Annotated in this window: 15 protein-coding genes; 10 read left to right on the forward strand and 5 right to left on the reverse strand. The window is 61.9% G+C overall.

All coding sequences use genetic code 11. The features are described 5' to 3' along the window. Positions 1 to 73: 73 nt before the first annotated feature. Positions 74 to 3,256 (reverse strand): TonB-dependent receptor, encoded by a 3,183-nt coding sequence (locus tag ACYVKM_RS11120; protein WP_460877647.1) that lies wholly within the window; start codon positions 3,254 to 3,256, stop codon positions 74 to 76. Positions 3,257 to 4,092: 836 nt separating this feature from the next. On the opposite strand from ACYVKM_RS11120, the gene ACYVKM_RS11125 reads away from it, so the two are divergent. Both ACYVKM_RS11125 and ACYVKM_RS11130 read left to right on the forward strand, forming a co-directional pair. After that, positions 4,093 to 4,449, forward strand: coding sequence for a DUF1428 domain-containing protein (locus ACYVKM_RS11125; protein ID WP_460877648.1), 357 nt, complete (start codon positions 4,093 to 4,095; stop codon positions 4,447 to 4,449). A 74-nt stretch (positions 4,450 to 4,523) separates the two neighbouring features. Continuing rightward, on the forward strand, positions 4,524 to 4,970 hold the full coding sequence (locus ACYVKM_RS11130; protein ID WP_460877649.1) for an SRPBCC family protein: 447 nt from the start codon (positions 4,524 to 4,526) through the stop codon (positions 4,968 to 4,970). Positions 4,971 to 5,150: 180 nt separating this feature from the next. Here ACYVKM_RS11130 and ACYVKM_RS11135 read toward each other — a convergent pair whose 3' ends face one another. Together ACYVKM_RS11135 and ACYVKM_RS11140 are read right to left on the reverse strand one after the other, a co-directional pair. After that, complete coding sequence (locus ACYVKM_RS11135) at positions 5,151 to 6,074, reverse strand: Dyp-type peroxidase (RefSeq protein ID WP_460877650.1); 924 nt, start codon at positions 6,072 to 6,074, stop codon at positions 5,151 to 5,153. A gap of 189 nt (positions 6,075 to 6,263) precedes the next feature. Then, complete coding sequence (locus ACYVKM_RS11140) at positions 6,264 to 6,797, reverse strand: CGNR zinc finger domain-containing protein (RefSeq protein WP_460877825.1); 534 nt, start codon at positions 6,795 to 6,797, stop codon at positions 6,264 to 6,266. On the opposite strand from ACYVKM_RS11140, the gene ACYVKM_RS11145 reads away from it, so the two are divergent. The 5 genes from ACYVKM_RS11145 to ACYVKM_RS11165 all read left to right on the forward strand — a co-directional run bounded on the left by ACYVKM_RS11145 (position 6,744) and on the right by ACYVKM_RS11165 (position 10,282). Continuing rightward, positions 6,744 to 6,875, forward strand: coding sequence for a hypothetical protein (locus ACYVKM_RS11145; RefSeq protein WP_460877827.1), 132 nt, complete (start codon positions 6,744 to 6,746; stop codon positions 6,873 to 6,875). The genes ACYVKM_RS11140 and ACYVKM_RS11145 overlap by 54 nt on opposite strands. 179 nt (positions 6,876 to 7,054) lie before the next feature. Further along, positions 7,055 to 7,747: an alpha/beta fold hydrolase gene (locus ACYVKM_RS11150; RefSeq protein WP_460877651.1), complete on the forward strand. Its 693-nt coding sequence runs from the start codon at positions 7,055 to 7,057 to the stop codon at positions 7,745 to 7,747. A gap of 163 nt (positions 7,748 to 7,910) precedes the next feature. Next, positions 7,911 to 8,765, forward strand: a complete 855-nt coding sequence (locus ACYVKM_RS11155) for an alpha/beta fold hydrolase (protein ID WP_460877652.1) — start codon at positions 7,911 to 7,913, stop codon at positions 8,763 to 8,765. 77 nt (positions 8,766 to 8,842) lie between these two features. Beyond that, positions 8,843 to 9,613 carry an SDR family oxidoreductase gene (locus tag ACYVKM_RS11160; protein WP_460877653.1) on the forward strand — a complete coding sequence of 257 codons (771 nt, stop codon included), beginning with the start codon at positions 8,843 to 8,845 and terminating at the stop codon, positions 9,611 to 9,613. Positions 9,614 to 9,763: 150 nt separating this feature from the next. Beyond that, positions 9,764 to 10,282 carry a DoxX family protein gene (locus tag ACYVKM_RS11165; protein ID WP_460877654.1) on the forward strand — a complete coding sequence of 173 codons (519 nt, stop codon included), beginning with the start codon at positions 9,764 to 9,766 and terminating at the stop codon, positions 10,280 to 10,282. An 88-nt stretch (positions 10,283 to 10,370) separates the two neighbouring features. On the opposite strand, the gene ACYVKM_RS11170 is transcribed toward ACYVKM_RS11165, so the two are convergent. After that, the gene (locus ACYVKM_RS11170; RefSeq protein WP_460877655.1) at positions 10,371 to 12,353 is read right to left on the reverse strand and encodes a M61 family metallopeptidase; all 1,983 of its coding nucleotides are present in this window, start codon (positions 12,351 to 12,353) and stop codon (positions 10,371 to 10,373) included. 217 nt (positions 12,354 to 12,570) lie between these two features. On the opposite strand from ACYVKM_RS11170, the gene ACYVKM_RS11175 reads away from it, so the two are divergent. Further along, entirely contained in the window at positions 12,571 to 12,846 is a 276-nt protein-coding gene (locus ACYVKM_RS11175) for a hypothetical protein (protein WP_460877656.1), read from the forward strand. Between the two features lie 271 nt (positions 12,847 to 13,117). On the opposite strand, the gene bla is transcribed toward ACYVKM_RS11175, so the two are convergent. Continuing rightward, positions 13,118 to 14,143, reverse strand: coding sequence for a class A beta-lactamase (gene bla / locus ACYVKM_RS11180; protein ID WP_460877657.1), 1,026 nt, complete (start codon positions 14,141 to 14,143; stop codon positions 13,118 to 13,120). A 268-nt stretch (positions 14,144 to 14,411) separates the two neighbouring features. On the opposite strand from bla, the gene ACYVKM_RS11185 reads away from it, so the two are divergent. Both ACYVKM_RS11185 and ACYVKM_RS11190 read left to right on the forward strand, forming a co-directional pair. Next, positions 14,412 to 15,425: an MBL fold metallo-hydrolase gene (locus ACYVKM_RS11185; RefSeq protein WP_460877658.1), complete on the forward strand. Its 1,014-nt coding sequence runs from the start codon at positions 14,412 to 14,414 to the stop codon at positions 15,423 to 15,425. A 141-nt stretch (positions 15,426 to 15,566) separates the two neighbouring features. Further along, positions 15,567 to 15,923: a DUF1428 domain-containing protein gene (locus ACYVKM_RS11190; RefSeq protein ID WP_460877659.1), complete on the forward strand. Its 357-nt coding sequence runs from the start codon at positions 15,567 to 15,569 to the stop codon at positions 15,921 to 15,923. The last annotated feature ends 72 nt before the right edge of the window (positions 15,924 to 15,995 follow it).

Here is a 15,995-nt window from a genome sequence, read left to right on the forward strand (position 1 = left end):
GCGATGGAGTGGGGATGCATGTGCTGTTGCGAGGACGGGATCAGGTGATACGCCTGACCCCGTCTGTTCTTGCTTAGCCGCCATCACCGAACTTGTACGTGATGCCCACGTAATACTGGCGCCCGGCATATTCGAGCTGGTACAGGCGCGCCCGGGTATCGTCGCCCAGGTACTCATGGGGCGTCGACTTCGTCAGGTTGATGATCGACGCGGTCACCATCAGGTGCTTGTTGAACTCGTAGTCACCGTTCAGGTCGATCTGGTGGTACGGCTGCGAATAGATGGGAAGACCCGACGACAAGCCCTGCATGGTGCGACCGGTCCAGTTGTCGCTGGCGCGCAGCAACAGCCCATTCTTTTCATAGAACAGCGAAACGTTGGCCGCGTACTTGGCACTGCCGATCAGCTCCGATTTGCCGACTAGCGTGTCACCCAGCGAGACGGGCGTTTCATTGGTCTTGTTGAGCGTGTAGTTGGCGATGTAGCCAAAGCCCGAGTCCCAGGTGTGCTGCGCGTAGAGCTCCACGCCCTTGGACGTGCCCGAGCGGCCGTTGGCGTTGGTGCTGTACTGCATGAAGTTCTGCTGCGTGCCGCCGACGTCCACGTTGATGTTGTTGACGGTGACCGGTACGACGAAGTTCTTCACCTTCTTCTCGAACAGATCCAGGCCAACCACCGAGTGGGGCGCGTAGTACCACTCGCCCGCCAGGTCGAACTGGGTGGCCGTGAACGGCTTCAGGTCCGCGTTTGCGCCGCTGCCATACCAGCCCGGCGGCGGTGCGCCGAACTGCTTGCGGTCGTTGTAGTAGTCGACGGTATTGTTGGTGAGGCTGCCCAGCTGGGCCAGGTCGGTGTAGTTGGCGCGGGCCAACGCCTGCGAGCCGGCGGCGCGCAGCACGAAGTCGTCCGCGATGGTCCATGCAATGTTGAAGCTTGGCAGGAGCTTGTTGTAGCGCTTGGAGGTAGAGGCGTTGGAGAACGTCTGGATGACCGACTGTTCGCGCGGAAGGTACTGGAAGTCACCCGGTGCGCAGGCGCCGCCGCCGGCATTCACGCCGGAGGCCGGGCAGATCAGGATGTTGCCGCCCGCATCGTGGTAATACACCGCGTTGTTGGTGGTGATCTCGTCGGCGACGGTGAGGTCCTGCTTCGTGCTGACAAAGCGCAGGCCCACGTTGCCGCGTAGCGTTCCCGTATCGAAGTTCGCCTGGACATAGGCGGCGGCGATCTTTTCCCCAATGGAGGATTTGTTTTCGGGGTGGTTGTAGAGCACCCGGTCGTAGGTGGAATTGAGATAGTTGTAGTAGGCCGGGAAATTGATCGCCGGGAAGATGTTGTCGTTGTATGCCCCGGTGTTGCCGTCGAGCGGGTTCGCCTGGAGGAAACCCGCAGGAAGCTGGCCGGCATTTGGATCGCAGGTCTGGAACTGCGACGTGGTGCCCTTGCAGTACCAGCGCAGTTCATTGCTCTGCTGCTCGGCGTGGTTGTCGCGATACTTGGCGCCGAACTGCAGCGACTGCATCCAGCTGGAATTCAAGTCCCACGTGAAGTCCGCCTGGGCGAAATTCTGCGAGTTGCTGGTATTGACCATGTTGGAGCCGGTCGAGCCAAGGTCCACCTGACCCTCGCCGGCCAGCATGTTCTGCAGCACATCCGGCGAGGCCGTGATGGTCGGCTTGCCGTTCAGTGTCCACGCAGCCCCGTTGCTGCCGTCCACCCACTGGCCGTTGACGAAGTTGCGCGGCTTGGCAGCCATGCCCAGCTCCACCGACGGGCCACCCGTCGCCCACGTGCGGCCGACGTTGAACGTCCCGCTGAGGTTGCCCCCGTTGTCCCACTCGCCTTCGAGGTTGAGGGTCTGCGAGGTGGCCTTTTCGACGGAGTAGTTGCCGTTGAGCCACGGGATCTCCGTGGAGCAGACGTCAACCGGCTGGCGTTGCGCGCCGGTGCTGGGGTTCGTCAGCGAGTTGCAGCCCTGGCCTGCAGGCGGAAGTACGTAGTTCGCACCGGTGACGACGGTGTGCGACGGGTCGAACGTCAGGCCATTGGGTGCGAGCAACCGGCCCTGCTGGTCCGTATAGTCGCTGCTGCTGGGCAGGCCCCACTCCGGAACCTCCAGGGTATTGGTGATCTGGGTTTGCTGGCGCTCGAAGCGGAAGTAGTTGCCCGTCAGCAGGAAATGGTCGCTGGGCTTGAACTGCATGGTGGCCTGGGCGCCCTGGGTCTTCAGGTCCAGCTGGTTCCGGCTGGTGCTGAACTGCTGCGGCATCCAGTAGCCCGAATAGCTGTTGCCGGCCTGGTCGACCACGCCGCCGCCGGGCCACAGGGCGAGATTGGGTGCCACGTCAGGACCGTACGGCTGCCCCTTCGTGTTCGTCGGCCGATGGGTACACGTTGCCGGGTCGGTGCAGTTGTTGTCCCACCAGTGCCAGCTCGAGGCATTGGCCATGTAATCGATATCCCGGCGCTTCTGGTACGAGCCTGCGACCAGGAAACCGAATGTCTGGTCCTTGTTCTTCCAGGACCACAGGGCCGATGCTTGGGGAGTGATCTTGCTGCTGTTGTCGGAACCCGCTCCATTGATGGACACGAAGCCGTCATTCGCCTTCATCTCCAGCGGGCGGCGTGTGCGCAGATCCACGTTGCCGCCGATGCCGCCTTCGTCCAGGCGCGCTTCCAGGCTCTTGTAGAGCTTGATGTCCGAAAACATGTTGGCCGGCATCATCGTGTAGTTGAACGAGCGCGTCAGGCCGGCCGAGGTATCGGCCGAGGCCACGTAGTTGCCGTTCAATTCCGTCAGCGTCAGCTCGGGCGCAAGGCCGCGGATGCTGACCGTCTTGCCCTCACCGGATTCACGGGTGATGACCACGCCGGGTACGTGCGCAAGCGCGTCGGCGATGTTCTTGGCGGGGAACTGCGCAATGTTCTGCGCGTTGATGACCTCGACGATGGAATTGGCATCGCGCTTGTCCTGCACGTTCTGGTCGATCGACTGCGCATAGCTCGTGACGACGACCGCTTGCAGGGTAACGGGATTGGTTGAGCCCCCGTTTTTCTCCTTGTCTGCCTTCTTTGCCTGCGTGCTATTGGTCGCTTGTTCTGACGACGGTGCGGTAGTCGCGGGTGCAGCGGGTGGGGATGCCTGCGCGGCAAAGGCAACCCCGGGTATTCCAAGACAAGCTCCAAACGACATGGTCGCCACGGCGAGCGCGGCGTACAACGGCTTGCGGACAGAGACTTGTGGCAGGTAAGTCATGTTCCTTGCTCCCCATTTGATGTGTGTTCTTCCGGAGTTGGCGCGGTGATCTCCCCGTTTGATGCCGTGCAACCGGATGCGTGGTTTGTGCGGTCGTTGTCTTTCTTCTCCTCTCAATTGAATCGATCTAAATTTTCGGTATCCAATGAGCGCTGGACCCGTTGGCGGTGGGGGCCTCAAGACTCCGGAAGCGCTATTGCGAGCGCCCGGGCCTGATACTGCAAAGTGATGCTTCGCCGCGTGCCCCGGTACAAACCGTGTCGGACAGATGGGGGAGGCTGAAGCTGCGGGCGCACGTGCCGTCGTACTGGCAGCCGTACGGCGAGGTGGCGCGGGTGTGACGGCCAGACATGCTCTCCAAGCGCCAATGCAACCTGCCGAAAAGCAGGGAGGTGCTGCCATGGCGACTGCATGCTGCGCGTGGTCCTGTCATCAGGGGAATGCGAACGGCTTCTGGTTTCATGCGGCGGCTTTCAACTCCTCGACCTGTCTGGCAGGAAGCAGCGGCACCCCGGGAGTACACGCCAGTGCGCGCGTCCCAAGTCCCTCCCTCCCACCTACCCGATCGAGCCATCCGGTCCTTCGCAGCCATGACATGGCCTAGAGCCACCTTCGATTTGGATCGATCTAAATCCCCTGAGGCCAATTAGTACGCCGAAGACGCAATATGTCACGCTGCGGCGCAAAAAAAGCCGTGGCTACTGCAGGCGCCCGTTGGCGGCGCAATACACATCTTCTCCAGACCGCCGCCGCGGTCGACCCATGTCGATCCCGCACGCACTCGTTCGTCGCATGGAAGTAAGTGACCATACCGGCGGCCCACGAAGGAAACAGCCATGTCCTACATCGATGGTTTCGTGATCGCCGTACCCAACGCCAACCGCCAGCAGTTCATTGCGCATGCCAAAACCTTCGATGCCATTTTCCTGGAGTTCGGCGCCACGCGTGTCGTGGAGTGCTGGGGCGACAACGTGCCCGAAGGCAAGCTCACCGATTTCCGTCGCGCCGTGCAGGCAGCGCAAGGCGAATCCGTGGTGTTCTCCTGGGTGGAGTGGCCCGACAAGGCCACCCACGATGCCGGCATGGAGAAGTTCATGAAAGATCCGCGCATGGCGGCCGCCAGCGACATGCCTTTCGATGGCAAGCGCATGATCTTCGGCGGCTTCGTGCCGGTGGCAAGCCTGTCGGTGTAGTGATGGCAGGTCGCTCCACCCTACCCGTTCGCCCTGCAAGACCAAGGGTTGCTCCTCTGCAAAGGAAAACCATCATGGCTACCAACACCCTCCGTCTCCATCGCGTGCTGCGCGCTCCACCCGAGCGTGTCTATCGCGCCTTCCTCGACGCCGACGCCATCGCCAAGTGGCTGCCGCCGAACGGCTTCACCTGCAAGGTGCACCAGCACGACGCACGCGTCGGTGGCAGCTACCGGATGTCGTTCACCAACTTCTCCACCGGCAACGGCCACAGCTTCGGCGGCACCTACCAGGAACTGGTTCCGGGCGAACGCATCCGCTACAACGACCGCTTCGAGGATCCCAACCTGCCCGGCGAGATGACGACCACCATCACCTTCCGTGCCGTGTCCTGCGGCACGGAATTGCTGGTCGTGCAGGAAGGCTTGCCCGAGATGATCCCGGTCGAGCAGTGCTACATGGGCTGGCAGGAATCGCTGGTGCTGCTCGGCAAGTTGGTGGAGCCGGAAATCCCGGACTGACCCGCGACGATATCCTGCATCACGCCGATGCTGGTGATCGTCTACCGGCGCAACGGCGTCGAGCACACAACCACACCCATGCTGCGCGATCAGGTCTGATCGAGAATACGAGGCAGGGTCAGAGTCACACGCAGGTTGCGAAACAAGGACTCTGACCCTGAGGTATCTGTTACAGACCGCCTAGACGCTGTCCAGGAACGTCGCGGACGGAACAAAAAACAGCGTACCCGTGACGGCCTTGCTGAAGTCCAGCAGGCGGTCGTAGTTGCCCGGCGGGTTGCCGACGAACATGTTGACGAGCATCTGCTCGATCCGGTCCGGAGATCGCGCGTAGCCGATGAAGTAAGTGCCGAACTCGCCCTTGCTGACGTCGCCGAACGGCATGTTGTCACGCACGATCTGCAACTGCTCGCCATCCTTCTCGATATTGGTCAGGACGTTATGCGCATAGGGAGCTTTCGCCGCATCGGCCTGCTCGATATCCGAAAGCTTCGCCCTACCGATGATGTTTTCCTGTTGCTCGACGGGCACCGTATTCCATGCCTTCAGGTCGTGCAGGTACTTCTGCACGATGACGTAGCTTCCACCGGCAAAGGTGGGGTCTTCGTCGCCAATGATCGCCGCATCGATGGCGTCCCGGTCCACGGGATTCTCGGTCCCGTCGACGAAGCCCAGCAGATCGCGTGCGTCGTAGTATTTGAAGCCGTGCACTTCGTCTGCCGTCGAAACCGCGTCGCCGAGCCGGGACATGATCTGCGTCGCCAGCTCGAAGCACAGGTCCATGCGCATGGCACGGATATGGAAGAGGATGTCTCCCGGCGTGGAGACGGCGTGGTGCTGTCCCTTGATCTCGCGAAACGGGTGCAAACCGACAGGCCTCGGCTGCCCGAAAAGTCGATCCCACGCATCCGACCCGAAGGCCATGATGCAGGACAGGCGACCATCCGGCTCGTGGAAACCCACCGCACGCAAGAGAGACGACAGGTCACCACAAAGTGCTCGAACCGGTTCTTCATGCTGCGGCTCAGGATTCAGCGTCACCACGAGAAAAATGGCGGCACTCGTAAGCTTGGCGACAACGGGTTGAGGAATGACTGGAGACACGATCCACCCCTGAGGAGTTGCTTTTCCTAAGTATGGCCGGGGTTCGTTGGATTCCCAAAACAAGCTGCTGCCTGACGGAAAAGCCGAGCCGGCTCGTTCGCCATCGCCACACTACGGCAGACGGATTCGCCGCACGATGCCGCTGCAGCCAAGCCTTTACCAGGCTTGTCCGGAAAGGCGGCCTTCAGTTCACTGGCCTCCCTTGCTCCTGTGCCTGTGCGCCGCCTGCTTTGCGCGGTTACCGCAGATTTCCATGCTGCACCAGCGGCGGTTCCTTGCTCGGGTATGGTCCGCGAATAGCAGGGTGCAGGTCGCACCCTCGCATGCCTTCACGTGCGCAAAATCCTCTTCAGTCACCAACCGCGCCAACGCCAGGCCGATCGGCAGCAACAACGATTCCGGTGACTTCCAGCGGCGCATGGCCAGCAACTGCATGCCGTGCCCGTGACCGGTTTTGGGAGTGACGACTTCGTAGCCCTCGTCGCGCTCGAGTAGCCGGTTCAGCGGCGCGAGTTCTTCGACCGTGGCCGACTTCAGCGATCGGCCCTTGTGTGTGCGTACGAAGCCTCGAAACCACTCGCGCAAATCCCGAGCCTGGGCGGCAACGCGGTCCAGCTCTCCCGGCATGGCCTCCTGCCGCATCCCTTGCAGCACATTCGGTGGAACCAGATGCGCCTGCTCAAGCCACGCGAGCAGGCCCTCGCCATCCTCGATCCAGTCCAGACGCGCATCGACAGGCGTGGCGACGGAATTGAGGAAATCGAGGCCAAGGCAATCGGCAACAAATATGGCGGGCGCTGATGGGGGCATTGGGGTCCTCTCAATGGCTCAACAGTAACCTTCTAAAAAGTACTTGACAAGTTACTTTTGCTTTCATAACCTCTTTGCGTCACTTAAACAGGTTACTCGGACACGGCATAAGCGACTCCGTACCGGGCGAAGTCGAAAACACACCAGCAACAGCTTGAATGGGACTTCCAATGTCTACGAAAAACATCATCGCGGTTCTGGTCCCTGGCGCCTGGGCAGACGGATCGAGCTGGGAAAGGGTCGTCAGGAAACTCCAGTCAAAGGGACTCGGAGCAGTTAGCGTCCCCATTCCGCTGACTTCGTATGCCGACGACGTCGCCGCACTCGAAAGGACGCTTGAAAGGGTTGATGGCCCGGTGGTGTTGGTGGGGCACGCCTATGCCGGTGGCGTCATCAGCGGCACGCGAAGCGACAAGGTCAAGGCGCTCGTGTATGTCGCGGCCCTGGCGCCGGACGAAGGCGAAACCGTGGCCGATATCTTCTACCGCGCCGAGCCTCATCCGAAAGCTCCGCAGCTGGCGCCGGACAGCCATGGCTTGATATGGCTTCCCGAGGAAGCTTTCGCCCATGCCTTTGCTCACAAGGCCTCTGTCGAGGACCAGGCATTGCTCGCCGCCCTGCAGCGGCCGATTTCGCCGGCTTGCATCACGGCTTCAGTGGACCGCCCGCGCTGGAAGGATCTTCCCTCCTGGTATCTGGTCGCCGAGGAGGATCGGATGATTCCCCACGCGATTCAGGAATTCATGGCCGGGCGGATGAAAGCGCGGTGCACTTCCCATCCGGTCGACCACGTGCCCAGCGTGACCGCGCCCGATCTCGTCACCGACCTGATCTTGCGGGCCGCCCGCGAGATCGAGTCATGACCAGGCGATCTGCGGCATGCAAAGGCACATGGCAATGCCGCATGTCGAGGCATGTATTCGAGGCCCAAGGCGCCCGGCAGCGTGCTTCATGCGATGCGCCCCCGATTGAACCCCGTTGCTACTCCCTCTGAAAACCACGCCCCCACCCCCGAGGAGAACCAGCATGTCCACCGTCCAGTACCGCACCGCCGATGTCGATGGTTTCAAGGTGTTCTATCGCGAGGCCGGCTCGCCGACGTCGCCCAAGCTTTTGCTGCTCCATGGCTTTCCCAGCGCCGGTCACATGTTCCGCGACCTGATTCCGCTCCTGGCCGACCGCTTCCACATCATCGCGCCGGATCTCCCCGGCTTTGGCCAGTCGGCCATGCCATCGCGGAGCGAGTTCAGCTACACCTTCGACAACATCGCTGCGGTGATCGATCGCTTCACCGAGGTCGTGCAATTCGACCGCTTCATCGTTTACGTCTTCGACTACGGCGCCCCCACCGGTTTCCGCATCGCAGCGCGGCATCCGGAACGTATCGCCGGGATCATTTCGCAGAACGGCAACGCCTATGTGGAAGGCCTGAGCGAAGGTTGGAATCCGATCCGCGCCTACTGGACGGACCCTTCCGAGGAGAACCGCAAGGCTCTTCGTGCATTCCTCGCTCCCGAGGCCACCAGGTGGCAGTACACCCATGGTGTTCCGGACGAGTCGTCGGTATCGCCGGACGGTATCGCCCTCGACAACTACTACCTGGCACGCCCGGGTGCGGACGACATACAGCTGGACCTGTTCGGTGATTACAAGAGCAACGTTGCGCTGTATCCGAAGTTCCAGGAGTATTTCCGCACGCACAAGCCAGCTTTCCTTGCCGTTTGGGGCAAGCACGATCCGTTCTTCCTTCCGCCAGGCGCCGAAGCGTTCAAGCGCGATATTCCCAGGGCCGACGTGCGCTTCTTCGATACCGGGCACTTCGCCCTGGAAACGCACGCGACCGACATTGCCAGCGCCATCGAAGAAGTCTTCGTCCGCTGAAGTCGCAGTGACCGGCGGAAGGCATTGCGCCTTCCGCCACGCGCGTTCGAGTCCCCCTACCGACAAGGAGAATGGCCATGAGCAAAACCGTTGCCATCGTTACAGGTGCCAGCCAGGGCATCGGCGAGGCCACCGCGATCCGCCTTGCACGCGACTTCGGGGCGGTGGTGCTGGTCGCCCGCAACAAGGCGAAACTGGAAGAAACGGCAACCGCCGTGAAGAACGCCGGCGCCGAGTCCCTCGTCATCGATATCGACCTGGCGGAGCCCACGGCCGCGAAGAAAGTCATCGACCTCACGCTCGAAAAATTCCGACGAATCGATGCCCTGCTCAACATCGCCGGTGCGGTGCCTCAAATCGACGTGTTCGAGATGACCGACGAGCAGTGGGACGCCGGCATGGCCCTCAAGCTGCATGGTGCGCGTCGGCTGACCATCGAGGCGTGGCCTGCCTTGAAAGACTCGAAGGGTTCCGTCGTACTGATCTCGGGAAATTCCGCCGCGTTCCCCAAGGCACCGTATGCCGCAGTCGGCACCATCAACGCAGCCATCGTTGCACTGGCCAAGGCATTCTCGGATCGCGGTATCGCGGATGGCGTGCAGGTCAACAGCGTACTTCCCGGTGCCGTAATGACCGGGCGCAGGCGTTCCTATCTGGAGCACTGGGCGCCTCTGCACGGCATGACCGTAGAGGACGCCACGGCGAAATTTCCGCAGGACGTCGGAATCGCCCGCTACGGCAAACCGGACGAGATCGCCGACCTCATGGCGTTCCTCGTCTCTCCGGGCTCGCGCTGGCTGACCGGTTCATCGATTCGCATGGACGGTGGCGAGCTCAAGTCGATCTAGGGATGCTCCGATTGCATGTAACCGGCGCACCTGCAGCAACGAAGATCAGATGACGTTTTGCAAGGGCGGCGCGCAGTCGATGTTCGGAGCGATGACAGCTGTCGGTTCCTGCAGGCAGGTATTCACACGTTGTACCAAGGGCGCCCGCATATGAATACACGTTCCCCGGTTCCATCGAAGCTTTCCGACGAGGTGCAGCCGGCCTCGTCGTACCGCCTCTGGGCGGCCATTCCGCTGCGCCTGATCGTCGGCTACGGCTTCATGGAGCATGGTTTTGCCAAGCTTGCGCGCGGTCCCGAGGCGTTCCCCGCCATCGTGCACGCCATGGGGCTTCCCTTTCCTCATCTGCTTGGATGGGCGACGATCGCGACCGAGATAGTGGGCGGGCTGGCGATCCTGCTCGGGGCGTTTGTGGCCGTGGCCAGCCTGCCGATGGCGGTTGTCCTGCTGGTGGCCATGTTCACGGTGCACCTGCCCTACGGGTTCAGCTCGATCAAGCTCATCAGCGTGACCGCAGCCGGTGCCCAGTTCGGACCGCCAGGATACGAGACCGACCTTCTCTACCTAGCCTGCCTGCTCACGCTCGTGCTCGGTGGCTCTGGCCCCTGGTCGCTCGATGCGCGCAGGCAGCGAGCAAGGCACGACGATCCGAGGCGGACCATCGGCTGACCGCATCGACACTCGCAGGCCGGAAGCGAAGCCGACCTGAACCGTGCAAGGAGATCCCGGCAGCCAGAGGGGAGCCAGCTCTCTGGACTTAGCGACCTCCCCTTTTACCTGACAGAACGACCTGGTGCCGCGGCGCCAACAGCGCGGCGATCCGGTCCTTGCTCCCGGCGATGCGTTCCAGCCGTGGATAGCGCAGTGGTCCGCGATAGGGAATGCGCGCGCTCACGCTGCGCCCGTCCGCCTCGAAGCCGAGTTCGATCGGTACGGTCGCGGAGGCGCGCACCGCGGCTGCCAGGACCTCGGGCGAAAACGGCTTTCCATTGATCGACTGGATCTTGACGCCCGGCGCCAGGCCCGCGTCGAAGGCCGGCCCTTGCCACGCGACGGTGCGCACGTCGCCGTTCTTGGTGACGGCAAGCCCGATGGAATAACTCAAATTGCTGACACCGCCATCGATTTCGTCCTGGCGAAAGGTTTCGGTCGGCGTGTCGGTGAATGTCAGCCGCCAGCCATCGAGGGCGAGACCATCGAGGACGTCGGCTTTTTGCGAGGCGAGACGCGCGTGCAGGAAACCGGCCCAGTCGTACGGCGTCACGCTGTTCAGCGCCGCGCACACGTCGTCGAAGGTGTAGGTTTTGGTAATCCGCGAACTGCCGTCGATGGCGAAGAAGGCATGCGCAAAATCGTCGAGGCTTTTGTGGCCGCCGCTTTGCTCGCGGATCAGCGCATCGACGTACAGCCATAACATCACGCCTTCCGGGTAGTAGTCCTCGCGCCGCTGCCAATCGCGCCACAGCACCGGATGGCCGATGACGGAGAGCGGATCGAGGCTGCTGTCGGCCAGCGATTTCCACGAGCGCCCAGGACGCTCGGCGACAACGGCTGCATCCAGCGCGAGCTTGTCGAGCGTCTCCTGCAGGCTGCGCATGCCGCTGCGCGCCGCGAGCACGCGACCCCAGAATTCGGTTTGCCCTTCATAGACCCAGAGCAGGCTGTCGCGCATCGGCTCGTTCAACGTCGGCACCCACAGGTCGGCCGGCTGCCGGAAACGGCCGTTCCAGGAATGTACGTATTCGTGTGCAATGAGATCGCGGTTGTTGAGCTGCTGGTCGGGATGGGTGAAGTAGTCGGCGGGCAGGTTGTCCTCGGCCGATTCGAGATGCTCGATGCCGCCGGCGGAGAATTGGTCGCTGAGGGTAACGAGCGCGTCGTAGTGCGCGTAATGCGGCGCACCGAAGACGCGGCCGGTCTGGTCGATCAGCGCACGCAACCCGGCGAGGTCTTCCGGGGTTTCCGCCAGGTCGGCCGCACGTTCGGCCAACAGGTCGAGGCGGAACGGCGGCGCGCCTTCGGGCGCAAGGTTGATCTGGCGCACATAGCGGCTGGCCGCCACCGGCGAGTCGGTGAGCGTCTCCAGGCTGGTGGGCTTGTACACAGTCGTGTCATCCATGCTGCGCTCCACCTCGAGCGCACTGAACGCGTGCAAGCCGGGCGGCAGCTTCAGCGTCGCAGCGACGGGAATATCGCGCGCGAACCAGCCGGCCGGATACAGCAGCACGCGATGCCATTGCAGCAGGGCCGAGTCCGGCAGCAGCTGCGCGTCCGCGGCGCGGGTGACGTACTGGAACTCGAGATCGATCGTCCGCGCAGCGGCGGGAACATCGATGTGGAAAGCATGGACATTGACGGGATCGCGTTGCCAGGCGATGCGCTTGCCATCCGCACGGATCACCAGACCGGCAAGATTCGCCACCGCTGCGGTTTCCGCGTGGCTGGCGAACTCCCAGGCCGGATAAAGCAAGGTCATCGGACCGGAGACTTGCACGGGTATCGACTCGCGGATACCGAACACCTTGTGCCGTGTATCGGTGGCGTCGACAGCGAGGATGATGGTTCCGGCGAAGGCGACGTCGCGCGGCGCAGCGATCGGCGCCGGATACGGCAGCGGCTGCGGCCCTACCCCGACCTCGGCGGCAGCCGTCAACGACGTCAGCGCGAGACAGGCCGCGACGCACGCGGCGATCGTCTTCCTGCGTATAGATGCAACCGCATCAGCGGCGTTGCCGTGCATGCGCGCTTGGCCAACTTGAACAACGAATAGTGATCGCGACACGGTGTCCTGATCCTTGTGAATAGTGATGATGCGATGGCCGGGGGCACGACCCTAGGCAAGATGGCTGCCGACGGCATTCATGAGCAAACCGGCCAGATGCTCGACTGCCGTGTCGCCACGAAGCGAGGAACGAACGAGATGGAGAGGCACCGCATCAAGCACTGGAAGATCGAATATGCCATCGAGGCAAACCATATCGTCGGGGACACAGGAGTTTATCTCCGTAGATCCCTCTACTGATCTTGGTGCCCTGGCCTCACGCGAACGGGCCAAGGCAGAGGCCGCAGGACATGACGAGACACTGCATTCGATCCATGTCGGACTCGATGCAACGACTTGGCAACTGATCCACACCAGCTTTTGGCATCAACCGCCCGAGGCGAAACAAGGCGTTGACGCCTATGACATCGAATATCTCGCTTTTCCCCGCAACAAAGGTCTCAGCGCATGAAGCCCATCCAAGTATACGTCGGTGCACTCGCGATAAGCCTGGTCGGAGCAAACCTGGCAGTGGCATCTCCCGCTCCCCCTGCTATCCATCGAACCAGCAGCGTCGACCATCAGATCATCGAGGCATTGCTCGCAAGCTACACTCGTTGCGTTACGGAGCACGACGAGGCAACAACGCGGTAGCCAAGCCTGCCCATCCAGTCTTGTTCATGGCGCCCTCGTTTCTCGATGCACTGCGTAGACAAGAGATCGCCATGCCTTGGCTCTTTTCTTCAAGGGCGAAATGACGCTACTGCCGCGCGGGCAATATCCGCAAACAGCTCGTCACGCTGCGCCTCCGAAGCATGCGAATCAGTGAGGAAAGCGGCAACGATCACCGTGTGACCGTCCGGCCCGCTGAGAATGCCGATGTCGTTGAACGCAGCCGTCCTGCCATCCAGTGAATAGGACGTGCCTGCCTTGTCGGCGAGACGAACTCCTTGCGGCACACCCGCCCGCAAACGGTTGGGAATGGTTTGTGCGGCCATCAGGTCGAGCAGATGCTGCGTGGAAGCCGGTGACAGCAGTTCATTGCCATGCAGCTTGCGCAGAAACGCGACAGCGGCATCCGGCGTGCTTCGATTGGTCGGAGCGGCAAGAAAAGCCTTGAAGCCGCGACGATAGCGTTCGAGCGACACTTGTGCGGACTCATTCGCAGGCATCTCCTGTCCGGGCCCCAGGTCCCGAAATATCCGCGCCACTCCAGCCTCGCCCATGTCCACTCGCATGCCATCGATGCCATGTGCCCGCAGGAACGCGGTCACTGCTTGCGGACCGCCGGCCACCTTCACCAGCGCATCCGCAGCCGTGCTGTCGCTTTCGCTGACCGCGGCCTTCAACAACTGTTCGACAGTGAACGTCATCCGCTCACTGCGGAAATGCGCGCCGATGGATGGCACGGCCGAGCCACTTACCACGTCCGCACGAGTCAGCGTCACCTGCTGTTGCAGCGAGAGCTTGCCTGCGTCGATCCGTGAAAGGACCGCAGCGGCCACCGGCGCCTTGAACACGCTCATCATGGGAAAGGCCTGGCCGGCGTTCACGCTGGCTTCGGCACCGCTTTGCAAGTCGAGTACGACGACACCCAGTGTTCCCGGACGCGCACGCTGTGCCAGCGCATCAAGTGCCTGCTGGAGCTGGACATCCGGTGTTTTCGTCGCGGAGGCATCGAGTGCTTTTGCGGATGGCACCATGCAGGCGAACGACAGCGCGAGCATCACCACGGCCATGGTGGAGCAACCAGTACGTGTGCGAGCCATGGAACGCTTCCTTGTCGATGAGGGGAACCGACGCAATCTTGCACACGATTATGGCGAAGCCATGGCGCATCGCTGTCCAGGCCTGGGCGCGCTGCCCTGCATCAACCACCAGCAGGGGAGTCGGCTACTATCGAGGACACCAGCAACACGCGCTTAAACCTTCCGGGACTTCAGGGCATCAGATGGCACGCTGCACAGCCCTGCCCTGCCGGCTTTCTCGCTGAACTTTTCCACCTGCTCGCTGAACTTTTCCACCTGGGCGATCCCGATGAGATTTCTGCTGAGTGCCTTGCTCGCTATCGGGCTGTTGATCACCACCCATCCTGCACGATCGCAACTCGTACCTGGCTCCGTGGATATGCACTGGGATGAAGGTGCGGAAGACTGCACGGCAAAACCCCATCCTCCCATCCAGGTGCACCCGTACAACGATCACACCTACATCTTGCGGGAGAACCTGTGCGCCACTTTCGAGGCGCCGTTCATATACCTGCTGGTGGGCTCCAACAAGGCGCTGCTGATTGACAGCGGCGACGTAGCAGACCCGAAGCTGATGCCGCTGGCACGGACGGTCATGGACTTGTTGCCGAGTCATGGCGCCTCGAAAATACCGTTGATCGTCGTCCACACGCACGGACACCTGGACCATCGCGCGGGTGATCCGCAGTTCGAGCATCTTCCCGATACCACGATCATTCATGCCGACCTCGACCACGTCCGAAAGTATTTCAACTTCACTAACTGGCCCAATGGCGTTGCCCAAATCGACCTCGGTGACCGTACCGTCGACGTGCTGCCGGTTCCGGGCCATTACCCGTCGCACCTTGCATTCTATGATCGCAATACGGGGCTCTTCTTCTCCGGCGACTTTCTGCTGCCAGGCCGGCTATTGATCGATAACACCGCCGAGGATCAGGCCAGTGCGAAGCGTGCCGCGGATTTCGTCAAGAACCGTCCGATCAGCCATGTGCTGGGCGGACATGTCGAGATGAATCTCGCTGGCGAAACGATTCCGTTTGGATCCACTTACCATCCGAACGAGCGCCCGCTGCCGATGACCAAGGCCGACCTGCTCGCATTGCCGGCCGTCCTGGATGGGTTCAACGGCCTTTACGCCGAGCACGACGGATTCACCATCATCAACCAACCGCATGAGCTGATGGCATTGGGGTTGGTGGCCTTTCTTGCACTCGTTGCCGTCGTGGCGCTGGTGATTTGGCTGGTACGGCGCTGGAGAAGCCGTCGGAGACAACGGGTACTGGCTACAACTCTCGTTTTGTAGCGCCTGACATTCCGCCCAGTACTTGGCTGTCGTGTGTTGTGACTCTGATTAAATCAGTTTCAGGCCCCATGTCGATCCCGCATGCACTCGTTCGTCGCATGGAAGAAGGTGGCCATACCGGTCCCCACGAGGGAAACAGCCATGTCCTACATCGATGGTTTCGTGATCGCCGTACCCGACGCCAACCGCGAGCAGTTCATTGCGCATGCCAAAACCTTTGACGCCATTTTCCTGGAGTTCGGCGCCACGCGGGTGGTGGAGTGCTGGGGCGACAACGTGCCCGAAGGCAAGCTCACCGATTTCCGCCGCGCCGTACAGGCAGAGAAAGGTGAATCCGTGGTGTTCTCCTGGGTGGAGTGGCCCGACAAGGCCACCCACGATGCCGGCATGGAGAAGTTCATGAAAGATCCGCGCATGGCGGCTGCCAGCGACATGCCTTTCGATGGCAAACGCATGATCTTCGGCGGCTTCGTGCCGGTGGTAAGCCTGTCGGCGTAGCCAGGGATGACCTGATCAATGAATGCCACGCAAGCGCCGCCGTGGCTGGCTGTCCGGCGGACTTATCGGCAA

Source organism: Rhodanobacter koreensis, from assembly GCF_054782855.1.

What these genes read in the sequence shown, in the direction of transcription:
- ACYVKM_RS11125 (WP_460877648.1), top strand. Translation starts at nt 4,093, where the DNA reads ATGTCCTACATCGATGGTTTCGTGATCGCCGTACCCAACGCCAACCGC.
- ACYVKM_RS11130 (WP_460877649.1), top strand. Translation starts at nt 4,524, where the DNA reads ATGGCTACCAACACCCTCCGTCTCCATCGCGTGCTGCGCGCTCCACCC.
- ACYVKM_RS11145 (WP_460877827.1), top strand. Translation starts at nt 6,744, where the DNA reads ATGCGCCTGCTCAAGCCACGCGAGCAGGCCCTCGCCATCCTCGATCCA.
- ACYVKM_RS11170 (WP_460877655.1), bottom strand. Translation starts at nt 12,353, where the DNA reads ATGCACGGCAACGCCGCTGATGCGGTTGCATCTATACGCAGGAAGACG.
- ACYVKM_RS11185 (WP_460877658.1), top strand. Translation starts at nt 14,412, where the DNA reads ATGAGATTTCTGCTGAGTGCCTTGCTCGCTATCGGGCTGTTGATCACC.
- bla (WP_460877657.1), bottom strand. Translation starts at nt 14,143, where the DNA reads ATGGCTCGCACACGTACTGGTTGCTCCACCATGGCCGTGGTGATGCTC.
- ACYVKM_RS11190 (WP_460877659.1), top strand. Translation starts at nt 15,567, where the DNA reads ATGTCCTACATCGATGGTTTCGTGATCGCCGTACCCGACGCCAACCGC.
- ACYVKM_RS11160 (WP_460877653.1), top strand. Translation starts at nt 8,843, where the DNA reads ATGAGCAAAACCGTTGCCATCGTTACAGGTGCCAGCCAGGGCATCGGC.
- ACYVKM_RS11150 (WP_460877651.1), top strand. Translation starts at nt 7,055, where the DNA reads ATGTCTACGAAAAACATCATCGCGGTTCTGGTCCCTGGCGCCTGGGCA.
- ACYVKM_RS11165 (WP_460877654.1), top strand. Translation starts at nt 9,764, where the DNA reads ATGAATACACGTTCCCCGGTTCCATCGAAGCTTTCCGACGAGGTGCAG.
- ACYVKM_RS11120 (WP_460877647.1), bottom strand. Translation starts at nt 3,256, where the DNA reads ATGACTTACCTGCCACAAGTCTCTGTCCGCAAGCCGTTGTACGCCGCG.
- ACYVKM_RS11175 (WP_460877656.1), top strand. Translation starts at nt 12,571, where the DNA reads ATGCCATCGAGGCAAACCATATCGTCGGGGACACAGGAGTTTATCTCC.
- ACYVKM_RS11155 (WP_460877652.1), top strand. Translation starts at nt 7,911, where the DNA reads ATGTCCACCGTCCAGTACCGCACCGCCGATGTCGATGGTTTCAAGGTG.